Consider the following 18,478-nt stretch of genomic DNA (forward strand, 5'->3'; position numbering starts at 1 on the left):
TTTATTAAATAAGCTATTTTCAGCTAAAAATATTTCCTTAGAAATTATTTTTGTACTCCTAAATGATTCATAATGATAGCTGCTGTTTCTTCAATTGAGCGGTGCGCAACATTAATTACAAAACAGCCTAATTTATCATAGAGTTTTTGCGCAGAATCTAATTCCTTTTTAATCGCATCAGTATTAGAGTAAGAGGTATCAGGACTCAAACCATAAGAAATCATTCTTTCACGCCTAATTTCATTTAAGACGGATAAATCGTTAGTCAAACCGATAATCTTTTTAGGATCAATTTGATATATTTCTTTAGGAATATGGGTGTCAGGCACCAGCGGTAAATTTGCTACTTTCAAGTTTTTGTTTGCTAAAAATAAAGATAGAGGGGTTTTTGAAGTCCTTGAAACTCCTAGGAGAACAACATCTGCTTCCAAAAATCCTTTAGGATCCTTCCCATCATCATACATTACAGCAAACTCCATTGCTGAAATCCGATCAAAGTATTTTTGGTTCATTTTGTGCTGAGCACCAATTTTTTGCTCGGGCTTAAGACCAGTCAATTTTTGGATAGACTCAATTGCAGGCGACAGAATATCTACGCTTTCGATGTGATGTTCTCTGACAAAGCGAATAACTGGTATTTGCATTTCATCTTTTACCAGACTGTAAATAAGTAACAAATTAGGGTATTGTATTATCTCTTCAAAAGTCTCCTCTAATTTTTCTTTGTTAATTATGAAAGGATATCTTCTGTAAGTGATTTGCGCGTCAGGAAATTGTGCTGCGGCGGCTACAGCATTATTGAACGCTGTATCTCCTGCAGAATCTGAAATAATTATAATGTTAACTTCTTTTTTTGGTGTTTCTTCAGCCATCATTTACTCCTTTTTTCATTTATTATACAATTTAACAAAAGTCATTAACAGATTAACTTTTTTCTAAAAAATATTGAACGTTTGTATTGACCGATTGTTGATGTTTGATATAATTTAGTTAAATGTATGACGGTAACGTCAAGAAATGGAAGGAGGGATCACATATGGCAAAGACAGTCGTTCACGAAAACGAGTCTATTGATGATGCTCTTCGTCGTTTTAAACGTTCCGTTTCTAGAAGCGGTACTCTACAAGAATACCGTAAGCGCGAGTTCTATGAAAAACCTAGCGTTCGTAGGAAACTCAAGTCTGAAGCAGCTCGTAAACGTAGACATTATTAATTATAAACGACTTTTATCAAAAGATAGAAGTCGTTTTTTATTACAATTATAAAAAGTTTAGGGCATTATTTAATTTAAACTAAGGTTCAAATTTGATATAATTTATCTAGACTTTACACAGAAAGAGGGAATTTATTTGAGTTTGTCTGAGCAAATAATGTCAGATATGAAAGACGCAATGAAAGCACGTGATAAAGTAAGATTAAACACAGTGCGCATGATAAAATCAGCTTTGATGAATGAAAAAATTAAAGCTGGTCATGATTTAACCGCTGATGAAGAACTGACAGTTCTCAGCAGAGAAAAGAAGCAGCGTGAAGAATCAATTGCAGAATTTACCAAGGCTAATAGAGACGACTTAGTAGATGAAACAAAACAGGAACTAGCTATTGTTGAAAATTATCTGCCTAAGCAAATGACAGATGAAGAGCTAAATCAGGCTGTTTCCCAAGCAATTTCTGAAACTGAAGCTAAGGGCAAGTCCGATTTTGGAAAAGTGATGAAAGCTTTGATGCCCAAAATAAAAGGTAAAGCTGATGGTAAAGCAGCTTCTAATGCGGTGCGTAAGCAGTTAAGTTAAACGCAAGAAAAGGAGCAGAGTTATTTGGCCCAAACCAATTTTATTCCTAAAAATCCCGAAAATATCCAAAAAATAGTTGGAGTTAATGATAGTAACTTGAATCTTTTATCAACTGGCTATAATACTAGTGTAATTGACACTGGTAATAGCATTGCCATTCAGGGTGAAGATAAAAATATCAAGAAAGTTTCAGCTGTTCTGCAAGCTTTGGATAATGTAGTTAATGCCAATATCAACATTGGTCCCGCTGATGTTGTGAGTGCTATGAAAATGGCCGATAAAGGTACTACAGAATATTTTCCTGACCTATACAAAAAGATTTTAATTCGGGATGCTAAAGGCAAACCGATTAGAGTTAAAAATATGGGGCAGAAAAAGTATGTAGAAGCCATTGAAAAAAATGATGTTGTATTTGGTATTGGTCCTGCCGGTACTGGTAAAACATTTATAGCGGTGGTATGTGCAATTGCTGCTTTTAAAAGAGGAGAAGTTTCTAGAATTGTGTTAACCAGGCCGGCAGTTGAAGCGGGTGAATCATTAGGCTTTTTGCCTGGTGATTTAAAAGAAAAAGTTGATCCTTACTTAAGGCCGATCTATGACTCTCTTTATGCCATATTAGGAACAAATACCACCGATCATTTAATGGAACGTGGAGTTATTGAAGTAGCTCCTTTAGCTTATATGCGCGGACGTACTTTGGACGACGCCTTTGTGATTTTGGATGAAGCTCAAAATACCACAGATGCTCAAATGAAAATGTTTTTAACAAGACTTGGTTTCAATTCAAAAATGATTGTTAATGGTGATATGACACAAGTTGATCTTCCTGGAAGACAACGTAGTGGATTAATTGATGCTCAGCGAATTTTGCAAAATATTGCTGAAATAAAGTTTATTTGGTTTTCAGCTAACGATGTAGTTCGTCACCCAGTTGTTGCCAAGATTATTAACGCATATGAAAAGGAAGATAAATAAAATTAATGAACCCAATTGATATTACTTTCAATGATGAAGTTGGTTTTCTTGATGATAAAACGCATGATTGGAAGAAATGGATTAATGAACTTCTTTTGCTTGCCAAAAATGATATTGCTAAAAAGAATAACTTGGAAATGAGTATCAATTTCGTTGGTGAAGAAAAAAGCAATGAAATTAATAAAAAATATCGTGGCAAAGACAGACCGACTGATGTTATTTCATTTGCTATTGAAGATGGCGAAGACCTATTAGATTACAGTACATTTGAAAATGACCCAGAATTCAGTGAAGACATAGGCGATTTATTTATGTGTCCAAGTGTGATTATGCGTCATAGCAAGGATTATGGCACAGGTTGGGACCGTGAATTTGGTTATACCTTGGTTCACGGTTTTCTGCATCTTAATGGGTATGATCATATCAAACCAGATGAAGCAAAAGTAATGTTTAAAATTCAGGGTAAGGTTTTAGAGGATTATGGGTTACCACTATATCCGGATCAACTTGATGAAGGCAGAGGAAAATAATGACTGATGATATGAAAAATAAATCTGGTTTTGTTGCTTTATTAGGAAGACCAAATGTTGGTAAGTCTACTCTAATGAATTATTTAGTAGGTCAAAAAGTTGCTATCACCTCGAGTAAGCCGCAGACTACGCGTAACAAGATTTCTGGTATTTTAACCACAGATGATATGCAAGCAGTTTTTGTTGACACTCCCGGGATATTTAAGCCCCACCTTGATTTAGATAATTATATGGATAAAGCCAGCTTGTCTAGCTTAAACGATGTCGATCTCATTTTATTTATGGTTGAACCAGAAAAAATGGGTAAAGGTGATGCTTATATTGCTGATTTGCTAAAAAAAGTGAAAGTTCCAGTTTTGCTTCTTATTAATAAAGTAGATCAAGTCAATCCTAACGCACTGCTGCCTATAATTGATCAATATCGTCAACTGAACATTTTCAAGGAATTCTTGCCAGTTTCTGCAACGCAGGGAATAGGAATTAGTGATCTGATTCAGGTTTTGCATCAATATTTACCTGTAGGACCTAAATATTATGGAACAGATCAAGTAACTGATCGTCCCGAATATTTCATGGTGGCAGAATTAATTCGTGAACAAATTTTAAACCTGACTGCTGAAGAAGTTCCTCATGCTACCGCTGTTTGGGTCGAACAAATGAATAAGCATGAAAATAATAAACTGCAGATTGAAGCTACTATCTATGTTGAAAAGAGTGGTCAGAAAGGGATTATTATTGGCAAAGGCGGAAAGATGCTTAAGCAGATTGGCATTAATTCCCGGCGTCAAATTGAGGATTTGTTAGGTGAAAAAGTCAATTTGCATCTCTGGGTTAAAGTTCAACATAATTGGCGTTCTGATCCGCGCTTTTTAAAGCAAGTAGGCTATAATCCAAAGGATCTTAGCTAAAATGGCTCGACAATTAAAAGAAGTGCAGGGAATTATTTTTAAAAGGCAAAAATACCGTGAGGCAGATTTATTGGCAAAAATAATGACCAAGAATAATGGAATAATTTCTTTACTTGCTCATGGAGCACTTAAGCCAAAGTCAAAATTAGGCGCATCTTTACTTAATTTTTCCTATGGAACTTATGTCATATATTTTACTGGTCACGGTCTGAGTACGCTCAGAACTTATAAAAACGTTAGTCAATTTGACGGTTTGTTCAATGATTTAACTAAAAATGCTTATGCTTCTTTTATCCTTGATTTGATAGATCATGCTTTTGTTGAATATCAAAATCTGGGTAAATACTATAATCTAGCAAATTTCGCGTTGCAAAAAATTAACACTGGAACTGATCCTGAAATGATTACTCAAATTGTACAAATGCAACTGTTGCAAGCTTATGGTGTTGAGCCAGAAATGCGTCATTGCGTTATTTGTGGTAAAGAACAAGGTGGGTTTGATTATTCGATTAAAAGCGGTGGCATTTTATGTAGTCAACATTTTTATACAGATCCTGGGCGATTACATTTAAAACCAAAGGAAACTGCTGTTTTAAGAACGATCTTTATACTTCCCTTTGAACGGTTAGGCGATATTAAAATTAATATTGCTACAAAAAAGGCGACCCGTAAGGCTATTGACCGTATTTATCAGGAAACAATTGATCTTAACCTTAAAACTAAAAAATTTTTAGATGAACTTAAATTAAACGAATGAGTCTTCTGCTTCAGTGATTTTTATGGTAAAATAATAATGTATTTTGGCGATAATGAGGATAAAAAAAGTACCTGTTAAGCGAGTGCTAAACAGTGGGAGAGCATCTGGGAAAAGGCACCTCTAGTCAATTTAATTAAGAGCAGGAATTATTTCCTGAATTAGGGTGGAACCGCGATTAAATCTCGTCCCTATGCATGTTTTGCATAGGCTTTTTTTATGGTCTGATGCAGGAAGGAAATATAAATGGCAAAGAAAAAATTAACTATTCAAGATATGGTTTTTAAATTAGAAAAATTTTGGTCTTCAAAGGGATGCATGGTAATGCCTTCTTACGATGTTGAAAAAGGCGCGGGGACAATGAGTCCTTATACTTTTTTACGTGCCGTGGGACCAGAACCATGGGCTGCATGTTATGTTGAGCCATCTAGACGTCCGGCTGACGGCAGATATGGTGATAATCCTAACAGATTGTTTCAACATCATCAATTCCAAGTGGTGATAAAACCTGCACCTGAAAATATTCAACAATATTACTTAGATAGCTTAAAAGAGCTAGGTATCAATACACTTGAGCATGACATTAGGTTTGTAGAAGACAACTGGGAAAACCCCTCAATGGGTTGTGCCGGTGTTGGTTGGGAAGTTTGGCTTGATGGAATGGAAGTAAGTCAGTTTACCTATTTTCAAACCGTTGGTGAACTTGATGTTAAACCCACAATGAGTGAAATCACATATGGAGTGGAACGGTTAGCTTCTTATATACAGAATGTCAACTCTGTTTTTGACCTAGAGTGGGGCAATGGCGTTTTATACCGAGATATTTTCAAAGAAGCTGAATATGAGAACTCCAAGTATGCTTTTGAAGAATCAAATCAGGAAGATCTTTTACAGTTTTTTGATGTCTATGAAAAAACGGCTAAAGAATTAATCGGCCTAAATTTAGTTCAACCAGCTTATGATTATATTTTAAAATGTTCACACACTTTTAACTTGCTTGATGCTCGGGGAGCTGTTTCAGTTACTGAAAGAGCGGGTTATTTAGCTCGAATCAGAAATTTAGCTCATGAAGTAGCGGTATGTTTTGTAGAAGAGCGCGAAAAAAGAGGCTTTCCGTTATTGAAAAAAGCAGAAGATAAGAAAGCGGGACTTGAAAATGGCTAGAGATTATTTATTTGAAATTGGTACTGAGGAAATGCCTGCTCATGTTGTTGAACGGAGCGTTAAACAGCTTGCGCAAAGAACAGAAAAGTTTCTTAAAGAAAAAGGTCTTAAATTTAAATGTACTAAAACCTTCTCAACACCTCGGAGATTAACTGTTTTAGTTGAAGGTTTGGCTGAAAAACAAGAAGATATTGATGAAGTAAAAAAGGGACCTGCGAAGAAAATCGCTCTTGACCAAGATAAAAATTGGACCAAAGCCGCTCAAGGATTTGCCCGTGGACAAGGAATGACTACTGACGATATTTACTTTGACAAATTAAAAGGTACAGAATATGCCTACGTACATGTAAAAAAAGAGGGCAAAAAAACAAGTGATATTTTGTTGGGTATGAGTGAAATCATTAAGTCTATGACTTTTCCAACAAAAATGCGTTGGGATTCTCATGATTTTGAGTTTGTCCGTCCTATTCATTGGCTTGTTTCACTATATGGCAGTGATGTAATACCAGTTAAAATTCTTGACATTACGGCTGGAAGAAAAACGGCAGGGCACCGTTTTCTAGGAGACAGTGTGGTTTTAGCTAATAGTACCGATTATGAAGATGCTTTAAAAGATCAGTTTGTAATTGTTGACGCAACTAAACGCCGTAAAATGATCATTGACCAAATGAACAAATTGGTTGAGAAGAATAATTGGCAAATTGAGCCTGATGAAAGTTTACTTGAAGAAGTGACAAATTTAGTTGAATATCCTACAGTTTTTGCAGGTTCTTTCGATAAAAAGTATTTGCAGATGCCAAAAGAAGTTCTTATTACTTCGATGAAAGATAATCAGCGTTACTTTGAAGTCTATGATCAAAATGGAGCGTTAATTAATCATTTTATTGCTGTGCGAAACGGTAATAAAGATTATTTAGAAAATGTGGTTTCAGGAAATGAAAAGGTTCTGGTAGCACGACTTGATGATGCTCAATTCTTCTATGATGAAGACAGAAAATATCCATTAAGTCACTTTGTACAAAAATTGGATAATGTTTCATTTCATGACAAAATTGGCTCAATGTCTGAGAAGATGAAACGTGTCAAGATCATTGGTGATTTCTTAGCAAAAAGATGGCATCTAGATAAGCAAGTTGTCAGCGATTTCGATCGTGCCAGCCAAATATATAAGTTTGATTTGGTAACTCAAATGGTAGGAGAATTTGCTGAATTGCAAGGTGTCATGGGCAGGCATTATGCCAAATTGGCTGGTGAAAAGGATGATGTTGCTGCAGCAATTGAAGAGCATTATATGCCAACCACTTCTGAAGGGAATTTGCCAAAAACAACTGTGGGCTCATTGTTATCTATTGCAGATAAATTAGATACTATAATTACTTTCTTTGCTGTTGGTATGATTCCCAGCTCATCAAACGATCCATATGCTCTTCGCCGCTATGCTTATGGTATTGTTCGCATCTTAATAAATCAGAATTGGTCATTACCTTTTAATGATGTCTTACCAGAGATTGTGTCGGCTCTTGAAAATCAAACTCCGGCTAAACTACCTAAAAAAGTTGAGCAGGAAGAAGAAATTTCTTTATTTATTCGTGATCGTATTAAACAATACTTACAGAAAAATAATTATAAATATGACATAATTGATGCAGTTTTAGCTTCAAGCCAGCAAGATCCAATACAAATTTTAGCTGCAGCAAAAGTTTTGCAATTACATCATGACGATGATAAATTCAAACCAGTAGTAGAAAGTTTAATCAGAATTAATAATATTTTGAAAAAGGCAAAATATAAAGGTAAGAATATTGTTAACAAGGACTTATTTGATAATGATACTGAAATCCAACTTGCCGAAGGAGTTAACGATTTAAGTAAAATTAATAAATTAGCAGATCTTTATGACGGATTTGTGAAATTACAGCCCGTAATCGATCTTTACTTCGAAACTAATATGATTATGGCTAAAAATGAAGCTGTTAAAAATAATCGTTTAGCACAGCTAAGTGATGTGGCACAACTTTCAAAGCGATTGGGTGATTTAAGCAAATTAGTCATTAAATAAAAAGTAGGTGGAAAGATGGCCGGTCTTATACCTGAAGAAACTATTGCTAAAGTTCGTAATAATGTCAATATTGTAAATGTCATAAGCCAGTACGTTTCTCTAGAAAAGAAAGGCAAAGATTATGTTGGTCTTTGCCCATTTCATGAAGAAAAAACTCCTTCATTTACTGTTAATGAAGGAAAGCAATTTTTTAAATGCTTTGGCTGTGGCAAAGGTGGTAATGTGTTTTCTTTTTTAATGTATAAAGAAAATCTCACATTTCCTGAGAGTGTTCAAAAAGTTGCTGATTTTGGTCACATTGATATTGGGCAATATAATAACCAAAAACCAAAGTTTTCCAATATTTTAATAAAAATTAATGAGGAGGCTGCAAATTTTTATCATAAAGTATTAGTTGCAACAAATGCTGGTAGACCAGGATATAATTATGCCAAAAAGCGTGGTCTTAACGATGAAATAATCGCTCATTTTCGTATTGGCTATGCTCCTAAACAGAATAATCTGCTTTTGACCTATTTAAGAGGTCAAAAATTTAAAGATAAAGATTTGGCTGAGAGTGGTTTATTTGTGCAATCTCAGACTGGTGAATTATTTGATCGCTTTAGAGATCGACTGATGTTTCCTCTTAGTAATGAAGGAGACTATGTTGTTGGGTTTTCTGGCAGAAGGCTTTCGCAAGATAAAACAGAAGCCAAATATATTAATAGTCCCGAAACTAAAATTTTTACTAAGTCTAAAACTCTTTTTCATTTTGCAGAAGCAAAAAAAGCAGTTCGCAATGAAAAACATTTAATTTTGTACGAAGGATATATGGATGTAATTGCGGCCTATAAAGCAGGTATTAAATCCGGTATAGCTTCGATGGGAACCAGCTTAACTGATCAACAAATATATATGTTACGCAGGATCACTAAAAATATTATCATTAATTATGACGGAGATAATCCAGGAATTCATGCTGAAGAACGTGCAGCCAGAATGTTTAATAGCATTGGTGGCTTTAATTTAGGGATAGTAGTTCTGCCTGAAAAGCTGGATCCTGATGAATATGTTAAGAAATATGGTTTGGAAAAATATCAGGAAGAAGTTAAAGGTGCGTTAACTCCTACAGACTTTTTTCTTAAAAGGCTGGCTCAAAAATATAATTTAGCAAATGACCGTGAAAAATTAGCTTATCTCGATGAAGCAGTGAAAGAAATAGCTCAATTGTCTAATCCAGTAGAACAAGATTTATATTTGGATAAAATCTCCCAACAACAAGGTGTTTCTAAGGATTCACTCAAAGTTAATTTTACCAAATATCGCAGGCAACAAAATGCGGCTAGAAGACACCAAAACAATTATGGTGTGCAACCTGAAGAAGCAAATAATAATTATTCTGATTCTCCTGTAGAACCTGAACAGAATTTTAGTAAAAACGATCCTGTTCAAACACGGTTACTATATTTATTTATTCATTCAGAACATGCTCGTGAATATTTATTATCACACCAATTTTTATTTCCAGATCCCAAATATCAAAAATTAGCGGAATTATGGTTAAATTTTAGTGAAAATCAAGAAAATGCAGGAGTTAATAGTTTTTTAGATTTTATTCCTAGTGAACTTCAAGGTATAATAGTTAATGCTGAAATGACAGACATGCCCCAGGATTTTTCAGACCGCGAAATTGATGAGCAAATTAATGCTTTAAACATGCGTAAAATTGATTTTAAATTGCATCAACTAATGAATGATTTACAAGATGCCAAGCGTAAAACTGATACTGATGAAATATTAAGTATTACTCGAAAAATTTTGCAGTTAAAAAGGATCCAGGGTTAAAGGGGGGCTTATTGTGGTAGAAAATGGAAAAACCGCTAACACCGAAAAATTGTCTTTAGACAAAATGGTCAAAAAGGTAGTTAAAGATGTTAAAAAAGATAAATCTATTACTGAAAAAGAATTCGTTGCTCAATTGATTAAGCCCTATAAACTACAGGGAAAAGCAGTTGACCAATTAGTTCAGGAATTTGAAGATAATGGCATTAGTATTGTTGATGAGAAGGGAAATCCTTCGAGATTAGCCCTAAAAAAGCAAAAAGATGTTGAAAAGGCTGAATTAAAAGATATGTCGGCACCTTCAAGTGTCAGAATGAATGATCCAGTCAGAATGTATTTGAAAGAAATTGGTCGAGTACCACTTCTAAATGCTGATCAGGAAATCTCCTTGGCTAAAAGAATTGAAAAGGGCGACGAGGAGGCTAAACAAGAATTGGCTGAGGCCAACCTTCGTTTAGTGGTTTCTATCGCTAAGCGTTATGTAGGTCGTGGCATGTCATTTTTGGACCTTATCCAGGAAGGTAACATGGGTCTGATGAAGGCAGTAGATAAGTTTGATTACAGCCTAGGCTTCAAATTTTCAACCTACGCAACTTGGTGGATTAGGCAAGCTATCACTCGTGCAATTGCTGATCAAGCTAGAACTATTCGAATTCCGGTTCACATGGTTGAAACCATTAACAAGTTGATTAGAATTCAGAGACAATTGTTGCAAGATTTAGGACGTGAACCTACTCCTGAAGAAATAGGTGCGGAAATGGATATGCCTACTTCTAAAGTTAGGGACATTTTAAAGATTGCGCAAGAACCTGTATCTTTGGAAACTCCTATTGGTGAAGAGGATGATTCACATTTAGGCGATTTTATTAAAGATAAAGATGCAACTAGTCCTGAACAACATGCTTCATATGAAATGCTCAAAGAGCAACTAGAAGAAGTACTCGATACTTTAACTGATCGCGAAGAGAACGTTTTAAGATTACGTTTTGGCTTGGATGATGGTCGTACTAGAACACTTGAGGAAGTTGGTAAAGTGTTTGGAGTTACGAGAGAACGGATCCGTCAAATTGAAGCTAAGGCCTTACGTAAATTGCGTCATCCAAGTAGATCCAATCAATTACGCGATTTCTTAGATTAATTAGCCAAACAAAAGACAAGATTTAAAAAAATCTTGTCTTTTTGTTTATTTAAAGTTTAATCCGTAAATTCCATGATTATCAGCTAAATCCCATTGCTGCAAAAGTAATACCAGCTACACTTGCATTAATCATTTGTAAATTGTGGCCGGTATTGGCTGCTCTATTAGGTTAGCAATATGAAGTATTCCAAAGATTAAGCCGTCTAGTAAAACTGCTCCTATAATCTGATATCGAGAATTTTGCAGTAACTTGAGTAATATGCTTAAAACACAAAAACGCATCAACCATTCTTCAGCTATACCGGCTGCTATGCCTTAGCAAATAAAGTTTATTATATGTTTCGTAGTGATCTGAAAATCCCTGCTCGTGAGCAGTTGTCCCCAGTTATCTGCTACTTAAAAGCATTAAACAAAAAGTTAATAATAAATAAAGCGATAGACCCCAGAATAGCATACTTAGCTCTTGAACACAGTCTCAAGCCCGGAGTTTGATAGCCATTTATTCATCACAACTACTGAAGTGATGACAAAACAAATTGACCCGGTAATTTCAGTTTTATTAAGCATTTGTAGCCAAGAAGGGTAGCAATATATCGTCAACATTTCCGGAATAAAAACTATTAGACTTAAGAATAATAATAAAGTTATGATTTGCCCAATTACACTATTTATCTTTCCCTAGGACAGTTCTGCCATAGGAACTAGCATATCCAATTCATATAAAGTAAATGGAATTAACAACCAGATAAGGTTCTTATTATTAAAAACTTAGATAAAACCTGCTCCAATTGTGAGAAGTACTAAAAAACATATTTGGATGTTAATGGCTTGAAAATAATGATTGAATTGGACTATTTTTCTTTCACGATGTTTTTCGCGTAGAAGGGTTATTTGTAGAAATACCAGTATGAACAAAACTGGCAGAACTACCACTGCCACAATTTTACTTTTGGTCAGGGATTTAATTTAAAAAAATAGCACAATTGCCACAATGATCAGAATCTTTCGCACTATTATTTGCCCTAGATGCCAACGCTTAATTGCTTGTTCAGAAAGCATTTCAAATTCTCCTTAAAATAATTCATCCCTCTTACCGTCTAATATGTGTTCATCAATATTTTCATTAAAGTATACCAGCAAGTCGCGGTCAAAATTATAAGCTAACTTATGTTGGAAAAGTTCTTCCTCAGTCATCCAAGTCAATTCACCCTCCCTTGAGGCTTTGACTGTACCGGTAAATTCAGTCGCTATATAAAAAAGAACGAGGTAACGGTGATCGTTTTCATCATAAAATTGCTTAATACCACATAGGCGCGGATCCTTAATATCTAAATTTGTTTCTTCCTTAACTTCCCGTACCACTGAATCATGAAAAGATTCATGATCTTCAACATGGCCACCTGGAAAAGTAAGCCCTGGCCAATATGGGTCATTGCGATCCAAAACCAATATTTTATTTCTGCTTTTAATCATACACATATTTGTTAAAGTAACAGGTTCGGTTCTATCCATTAAGTCAAAAATCTCTTTCTTTTAAATCTTATTATCAATTATAAAATAGCAATTTAGAAAGAAAAAGAAAGTTTTTACACTTTGTTTTAATATAGCAGCTATGACTTTTGCTTTAGTCGAGATCAAGTTAGCAGACGTATCAGCGTTGTTTGGCCGCCAGTTTATTTTAGAAACCAAAAATAAGAGTATTTAATAGCATTATTTTATTTTATCTAAGAAAAAAGCATTATGCTAAAATTCTATTATAAAGAAAGTAGGATGAAGATGAATTTACGATTAAATACTTTAGCGCAAATGGTTGATCAAGGAGCCCGTATTGCAGACATTGGGACAGATCACGCTTATCTACCGATCCAATTAGTTAAAGAAGGCAAAGTTGATTATGCTATCGCCAGTGACGTAGCAGCTGGGCCATTAGAAAATGCGGAAAAAGATATTGTTACAGCAGGTCTAAAAAATAAAATTGAAACTCGTATGGGATCAGGTTTGGAAACTATTAGTAAAGAAGACAGAATTGACACAGTAGTAATTGCTGGTATGGGTGGCAAATTAATGACCAATATTTTAAACAAAGCTTGGTCAAAAAATTTTCATTTTGCTACTTTAATTTTAGAGCCAAATGTGGGAGAACCGACCGTTCGTGAATGGCTTTCAGTGCATAGGTATCAAATTATAAATGAAAAAATAATAGCTGAAGCGGGACATATATATGAACTTATAAAAGCCCAACAGGTAGAAAATGCTATCAGTTTAACAGATAAGCAAATATTTTTTGGCCCTAAAATATTAAAAGAAAAGAATCGAGTTTTTTACCAAAAGTGGCGTGATCAGCTTGCATATCACCAAAAATTATTGCTTAATTTAAACAAAGCAAAAGAAAAAGACTTTGCTCATATCCATAAAATTGAAGCTGAAATAAAAATGATTGAGGAAGAAATAAATGATTAAAGTAGAGGATATAGTTGCTGTCTTAAGACAACATTTTCCAGAAGAAATAGCTAGCAAAGGCGATCCAGTTGGTATCCAAATAGGCTCTCTTGAGCAGAATGTCACTAAAATAATGACTACCTTAGATGTTAGACCACAAGTAGTTGATGAAGCAATTCAAAAAGGGGTTAATTTGATTATCAGCCATCATCCCTTGATGTTTCGTCCTGCTCCAAACTTAAACTTTGCTAATCCCCAATACGCTATGTACGGTAAAATAATTGCTCATGGCATTACGGTCTATTCCATTCATACAAATTCAGACAAGGCTGAAGATGGCTCAAGCGACTGGCAAGCTGAAGAATTGGGTTTGAAAGACGTTGAGCCTTTTTGTCCAGATGATGATGGCATTGCCATAGGACGTAAGGGGAGATTGCTTCAGCCACTTTCTGCCAAGGAATTTGCTTATTATGTCAAAGACAAGATGCATGTAAAAATGGTAAGATTAATTACTGCTGATAATCAGCAGACTATTTCTTCAGTTTGTTTTATCTGCGGTGATGGCGGCAAATATTGGCATCAAGCAGTAGAAGAGAATATTGATGCTTTTATTACAGGAGATGTTTATTACCACACAGGCCATGATATGATTTCTGCTGGTCTAACGGTAGTTGATCCAGGACACTATACTGAAAAGATTTTTAAAGAAAAAATTTATCAAAAGTTGCTTGAATGGAATAAAGAAAACTCTTGGGATGTCGAAATTATCCAATCTGAAGTATCAACTAACCCATTTCAAGATTTATTTTAATTAAGGAGATAAGATGGAGTATCAAAATTTATTACCAAGATTTTTAAAATATGTAAAAGTTAATTCACGTTCTGATGAACATTCAGATAGGTTTCCTTCAACAAAACGTCAAGAAGATTTCCAAAAAGAAGTAATTCTACCTGACCTAGAAAAACTAGGCTTATCTGATGTGCATTATAATCAGAAATCAGGCTGTGTCATTGCGGAAATTCCGGCTAATGTAGATTATGATGTACCTGTAATGGGACTTCTAGCGCACTGCGATACTGCAGACTTTAATGCGGAAAATGTTAAACCGCAAGTTCATGAAAATTATGATGGCAAATCAAAAATTAGGCTTGGAGATTCCGCATTTTATTTAGATCCTGCAGAATTTCCGAACTTAAGAAAATATGCTGGCCAAACTATTATTACGGCCTCAGGTGACACCTTATTAGGTGGGGATGATAAATGTGGGGTAGCGGAATTAGTTACATTAGCAGAATATTTGTTAAACCATCCTGAAATTAAACACGGCAAAATTCGCCTTGGTTTTACTCCGGACGAAGAAATTGGCATGGGGGCCCAACATTTTGATATTGATGAATTTGGTGCAGATTTTGCCTTCACAGTAGACGGTGGAGCTCCTGGAAAGTTAGATTGGGGCACTTTCTCCGCAGCTACATTTACTCTGGATATCCAAGGCGTAAATGTACATCCTTCAGTAGCTAAAGATCAGATGATTAATGCTATCCAAGTTGGCATTAACTTCCAAAATCAACTTCCGCAAAACGAAGTCCCTGAAAAAACTGCGGGTAGAGAAGGCTTTTATCATCTAACCAATTTTACTGGTACGGTGGATAACGCTCAAATGGAGTACATCGTTCGCGATTTTGAAAGAGATGGTCTGGAAGATCGTAAAAATAAAGTCAAGGCTATTGTTAATCAAATGAACAAGGAATTCGGTACTGAGAGAATTAAGCTTAACATGAGAGATCAATACTACAACATGGCCGATATTCTTAAAGATCATATGGAGATTGTTAATTTGGCAAGAAAAGCATATAAGGAAGAGGGCTTAACAATCAATGAAGATCCAGTAAGAGGAGGAACTGATGGTTCACTTCTGACTTATAGAGGCTTACCTTGTCCCGACCTTTTCTCTGGTCAAGAAAACATGCATGGCAGGTTTGAATATACCGTTCTTGAGTCTATGGCAAAAGCAGTAGATGTCATGATAAAAATGGTACAAATGAATGCTACTGCTAATAAATAGTGAAACAAAAACGGCTCTTTTTAAGGCTGTTTATAAAAAGATTAAAAATTAAAAGCTTGTTCTGATAAAGGAATTTAAGCTTGTAAAAGGTTAGCAAAATTATGCACAGTTATTAAAGCTATGCTAAAGAGCACCTAAAATCATTATCAAAAATGGTTTTAGGTGCCTTTTTTATTTTTTGTAATACTAACAGCTAAGATGTGGAACATTTAAATTATTCTAAGACTTTTGATTAAAAATAAATTTGCAAAAGAATAAAATTTATTTTATTATACTAGTGAACTACATATGTAATACACTAGTATAATAATTTTTAGTAAGGATGATTAAGAGTGAAAAATATTAATGCACTACAACTGGATAATGTTAGTACATTTGTTGGCAAAACTGTGCTAGTCAAAAATGCTACTTTTGAAGTTAAACCAGGTGAAATAATCGGTTTGATAGGTCCTAATGGGGCTGGGAAAACCACCATTATGAAAACTATCCTCGGTTTAATGAAATTCAAAGGAAAAGTTGTAGTTAATGGGCGAGAAGTTTCTGAAAATGATCATCAGGCTTTAGATAAGGCAGGTGCGTTAATTGAACATCCTGCTATTTACCCATTTCTTACTGGTAAACAAAATTTAACTCTTTATGCCCATGACCAAAAAGATATGGTAAGTTTGATTTCTGATTTACAAATGGGTTCCTATATTAATAATAAGGCTAAAGGGTATTCTCTTGGTATGAAGCAAAAATTAGGAATAGCAATCGCCTTACTAAATCAACCTCAAATTGTAATTCTTGATGAACCAATGAACGGACTGGATATTGAATCAACTATTAGAGTAAGAAAACTAATCAAAAAGTATTCTGACCAAGGAACAGCTTTTTTAATTTCAAGTCACATTTTAAGTGAATTACAAAAAGTAATGACGAGAGTTGTCTTAATCTCTGGGGGACAAATCATATTGAATAAAGAAGTTGCAGAATTTGAAAAAATTAGTCATCAAAAATATCATTTGACTACTGACAACAATAAACTTGCAAAAAAGATTTTTGCTACATATCAGATCACGTTTACAGCTAATGAAAACTATTTGATAGTAAGCCAAACGGATATATACAAAATACAAGATCTGCTTTTTAAAGAAGGAATTCATTTAAAGGAGATGTTGCCTCTTGAGGCCAACCTTGAACAGATTGTAGTTGATATTTTGGCGGAAAAGAGGGGTTAGTTACCATGAATACAAATTTTAAACGGGAAATCTATAAGTTTAGCCATGAAAACATCGCTTTGTATGGTCTGATTGTTCTCATTGTAACAATGACTTACAACTTTTTTACTAAACCTATTACGCGCCAATCCCTTAGCTACGGATTTGGTGCAATTGAGTGGATTCCTTTAATAGTTATTACCGTAGCATCTGCAATTTTTTCAATGGAATACAAGAATAACACGATTATCATGTTGGAGTATAAGACTTCAAGCAAGCATCAAATTTTCTTTGCCAAGTTTTGGGTTATTTTAATCTATAGTTTTTTCTTAACAGTAATCGCATTTCTACTTACTCTGATTTTAAGCATGTTCTTTAATGCTGCCAGGTATGATTGGTTAGTTAACAAAAATGGTAATAATCTTTTAAATGATCTGCTAATTAACTTAGCAGGAGCATTGATTTATTCTTTTTTTAGCATTGGTTTATCTTTTATGCTCATTATGCTGGTTAAAAATAACGCTGTAGTAGTTTGTTTTGGAATTGTACTAGCATTTTTTGGTGCCAGTTTTTCGAGGGGATTAATGCAAAGCTTTCCCAATTTTATAGGTACAATTAAATGGAATTTTTTAAATATGATTTTTATTTCCCAGCAATTATCAAATCCAAGCCTTAGCTTAAAATCGAACTTATCAAGTGTTGAACTAATTATAGCCAATATCGTTTACGGCATAATTTTTATGGCCTTGGGATACTATCTATTCAAGCATCGACGAGTATAAAGAGAGGAGATAACTAAAATGATTTATAGTATTAAGCAAGAATTATATAAATTAGTACACCGCAAAATTAGCTGGATTGCAGCTCTCATATTATTTTTTCTAATGCTTATTACCGGTTTCGCTTTAGCAGATGAAAGTAAAAAGCTGATTTTAACATTAACTTTTGATTCTTCTGATTTTATCATGTTTATCCTAGTGATCGTAGGTGCCACGTGTTTTTCAATGGAGTTTCAAAACAATACGATTTTGACACTTTTATATAAGTCTTCTAATAAAGTGTATGTTTACTTATCAAAGTATATTGTTTTGTTCATATACGATGTTTTTCTGCATCTGCTAGCTCTTTTTTATACAATTTGCCTGCGTTACACCTTATTTAATTATCAAGTTAATTGGTCAGAACTATATCTATACCATCAGCCTGTGTGGCTAAACATGTTGACCGCTTTACTAATTGATTTAGTTACTACGATGTTAATTATTGCTATTGTCTTTTTACTCTCATGTTTAATTAACAGTAATGCAGTTGTAATTACTGCAAGTTTATTAGTGACGCTCATGGGTCAAAGCATTTCTTCCGACTTAATGAACGGAAAAAAGCTAGTAGGCATTATGAAATGGAATCCCTTTAATATGGTCGATTTAACTAGGCAATATGCTAATTACAGCATGTATGCTTTAACTACCCAACTGAACAATCAAGAGCTTTTAGTAGGTAGTCTAGTCTATATTTTTATTTTTGTGATTGCTGGCTATTTAATCTTTCGGAGAAAAAGATTTTAAACAAATAATTGCATCAGCTTTAAGTTTATTGTAATATTATAGTGTATTATAAATGTAATACAGTTAG

The 18,478-nt window shown here is 34.4% G+C and carries 19 protein-coding genes; 16 read left to right on the forward strand and 3 right to left on the reverse strand.

Going from position 1 to position 18,478, the window contains the following annotated elements:
* Nucleotides 1-44: 44 nt before the first annotated feature.
* A complete protein-coding gene (locus AAA915_RS00730; RefSeq protein WP_187157218.1) occupies nt 45-872 on the reverse strand; it encodes a pyruvate, water dikinase regulatory protein in 828 nt (275 codons plus the stop codon).
* 164 nt (nt 873-1,036) lie between these two features.
* Between AAA915_RS00730 and rpsU the strand changes: the two genes are divergently transcribed.
* The 10 genes from rpsU to rpoD all read left to right on the forward strand — a co-directional run bounded on the left by rpsU (nt 1,037) and on the right by rpoD (nt 11,142).
* On the forward strand, nt 1,037-1,213 hold the full coding sequence (rpsU, locus tag AAA915_RS00735; protein ID WP_009560161.1) for a 30S ribosomal protein S21: 177 nt from the start codon (nt 1,037-1,039) through the stop codon (nt 1,211-1,213).
* Nucleotides 1,214-1,349: 136 nt separating this feature from the next.
* Nucleotides 1,350-1,793: a GatB/YqeY domain-containing protein gene (locus AAA915_RS00740; RefSeq protein ID WP_338198986.1), complete on the forward strand. Its 444-nt coding sequence runs from the start codon at nt 1,350-1,352 to the stop codon at nt 1,791-1,793.
* Nucleotides 1,794-1,817: 24 nt separating this feature from the next.
* The gene (locus AAA915_RS00745) at nt 1,818-2,768 is read left to right on the forward strand and encodes a PhoH family protein (RefSeq protein WP_338198988.1); all 951 of its coding nucleotides are present in this window, start codon (nt 1,818-1,820) and stop codon (nt 2,766-2,768) included.
* A gap of 5 nt (nt 2,769-2,773) precedes the next feature.
* Complete coding sequence (ybeY, locus tag AAA915_RS00750) at nt 2,774-3,298, forward strand: rRNA maturation RNase YbeY (RefSeq protein WP_338198990.1); 525 nt, start codon at nt 2,774-2,776, stop codon at nt 3,296-3,298.
* On the forward strand, nt 3,298-4,206 hold the full coding sequence (gene era, locus AAA915_RS00755) for a GTPase Era (protein ID WP_338198992.1): 909 nt from the start codon (nt 3,298-3,300) through the stop codon (nt 4,204-4,206). The genes ybeY and era overlap by 1 nt, the downstream gene beginning before the upstream one ends.
* A gap of 1 nt (nt 4,207) precedes the next feature.
* Nucleotides 4,208-4,963, forward strand: coding sequence for a DNA repair protein RecO (gene recO, locus AAA915_RS00760; RefSeq protein WP_338198994.1), 756 nt, complete (start codon nt 4,208-4,210; stop codon nt 4,961-4,963).
* A gap of 243 nt (nt 4,964-5,206) precedes the next feature.
* Entirely contained in the window at nt 5,207-6,124 is a 918-nt protein-coding gene (gene glyQ, locus AAA915_RS00765) for a glycine--tRNA ligase subunit alpha (protein ID WP_046324875.1), read from the forward strand.
* Entirely contained in the window at nt 6,117-8,183 is a 2,067-nt protein-coding gene (gene glyS, locus AAA915_RS00770; RefSeq protein ID WP_338198997.1) for a glycine--tRNA ligase subunit beta, read from the forward strand. The genes glyQ and glyS overlap by 8 nt, the downstream gene beginning before the upstream one ends.
* 15 nt (nt 8,184-8,198) lie before the next feature.
* A complete protein-coding gene (gene dnaG / locus AAA915_RS00775) occupies nt 8,199-10,007 on the forward strand; it encodes a DNA primase (RefSeq protein WP_338198999.1) in 1,809 nt (602 codons plus the stop codon).
* A 13-nt stretch (nt 10,008-10,020) separates the two neighbouring features.
* Entirely contained in the window at nt 10,021-11,142 is a 1,122-nt protein-coding gene (rpoD, locus tag AAA915_RS00780) for an RNA polymerase sigma factor RpoD (protein WP_084619548.1), read from the forward strand.
* Between the two features lie 129 nt (nt 11,143-11,271).
* Here the strand turns inward: rpoD and AAA915_RS09210 are convergent, their stop codons facing one another.
* Entirely contained in the window at nt 11,272-11,454 is a 183-nt protein-coding gene (locus AAA915_RS09210) for a CPBP family intramembrane glutamic endopeptidase (RefSeq protein ID WP_420915100.1), read from the reverse strand.
* 759 nt (nt 11,455-12,213) lie between these two features.
* A complete protein-coding gene (locus tag AAA915_RS00785; RefSeq protein ID WP_338199002.1) occupies nt 12,214-12,654 on the reverse strand; it encodes an 8-oxo-dGTP diphosphatase in 441 nt (146 codons plus the stop codon).
* A gap of 264 nt (nt 12,655-12,918) precedes the next feature.
* Between AAA915_RS00785 and AAA915_RS00790 the strand changes: the two genes are divergently transcribed.
* The 6 genes from AAA915_RS00790 (at nt 12,919) to AAA915_RS00815 (ending at nt 18,411) form a co-directional block, all read left to right on the forward strand.
* Complete coding sequence (locus tag AAA915_RS00790) at nt 12,919-13,602, forward strand: tRNA (adenine(22)-N(1))-methyltransferase (RefSeq protein ID WP_338199004.1); 684 nt, start codon at nt 12,919-12,921, stop codon at nt 13,600-13,602.
* Nucleotides 13,595-14,392: a Nif3-like dinuclear metal center hexameric protein gene (locus AAA915_RS00795; protein ID WP_338199006.1), complete on the forward strand. Its 798-nt coding sequence runs from the start codon at nt 13,595-13,597 to the stop codon at nt 14,390-14,392. The genes AAA915_RS00790 and AAA915_RS00795 overlap by 8 nt, the downstream gene beginning before the upstream one ends.
* Before the next feature lie 13 nt (nt 14,393-14,405).
* On the forward strand, nt 14,406-15,647 hold the full coding sequence (pepT, locus tag AAA915_RS00800) for a peptidase T (RefSeq protein WP_338199008.1): 1,242 nt from the start codon (nt 14,406-14,408) through the stop codon (nt 15,645-15,647).
* A gap of 332 nt (nt 15,648-15,979) precedes the next feature.
* Nucleotides 15,980-16,867, forward strand: coding sequence for an ABC transporter ATP-binding protein (locus AAA915_RS00805; RefSeq protein WP_338199010.1), 888 nt, complete (start codon nt 15,980-15,982; stop codon nt 16,865-16,867).
* A gap of 5 nt (nt 16,868-16,872) precedes the next feature.
* On the forward strand, nt 16,873-17,628 hold the full coding sequence (locus AAA915_RS00810; protein WP_338199012.1) for an ABC transporter permease: 756 nt from the start codon (nt 16,873-16,875) through the stop codon (nt 17,626-17,628).
* 18 nt (nt 17,629-17,646) lie between these two features.
* The gene (locus tag AAA915_RS00815; protein WP_338199014.1) at nt 17,647-18,411 is read left to right on the forward strand and encodes an ABC transporter permease; all 765 of its coding nucleotides are present in this window, start codon (nt 17,647-17,649) and stop codon (nt 18,409-18,411) included.
* Nucleotides 18,412-18,478: the final 67 nt, after the last annotated feature.

The organism is Lactobacillus rizhaonensis (genome assembly GCF_036246345.1).
Taxonomy (GTDB): Bacteria; Bacillota; Bacilli; order Lactobacillales; family Lactobacillaceae; genus Lactobacillus; species Lactobacillus rizhaonensis.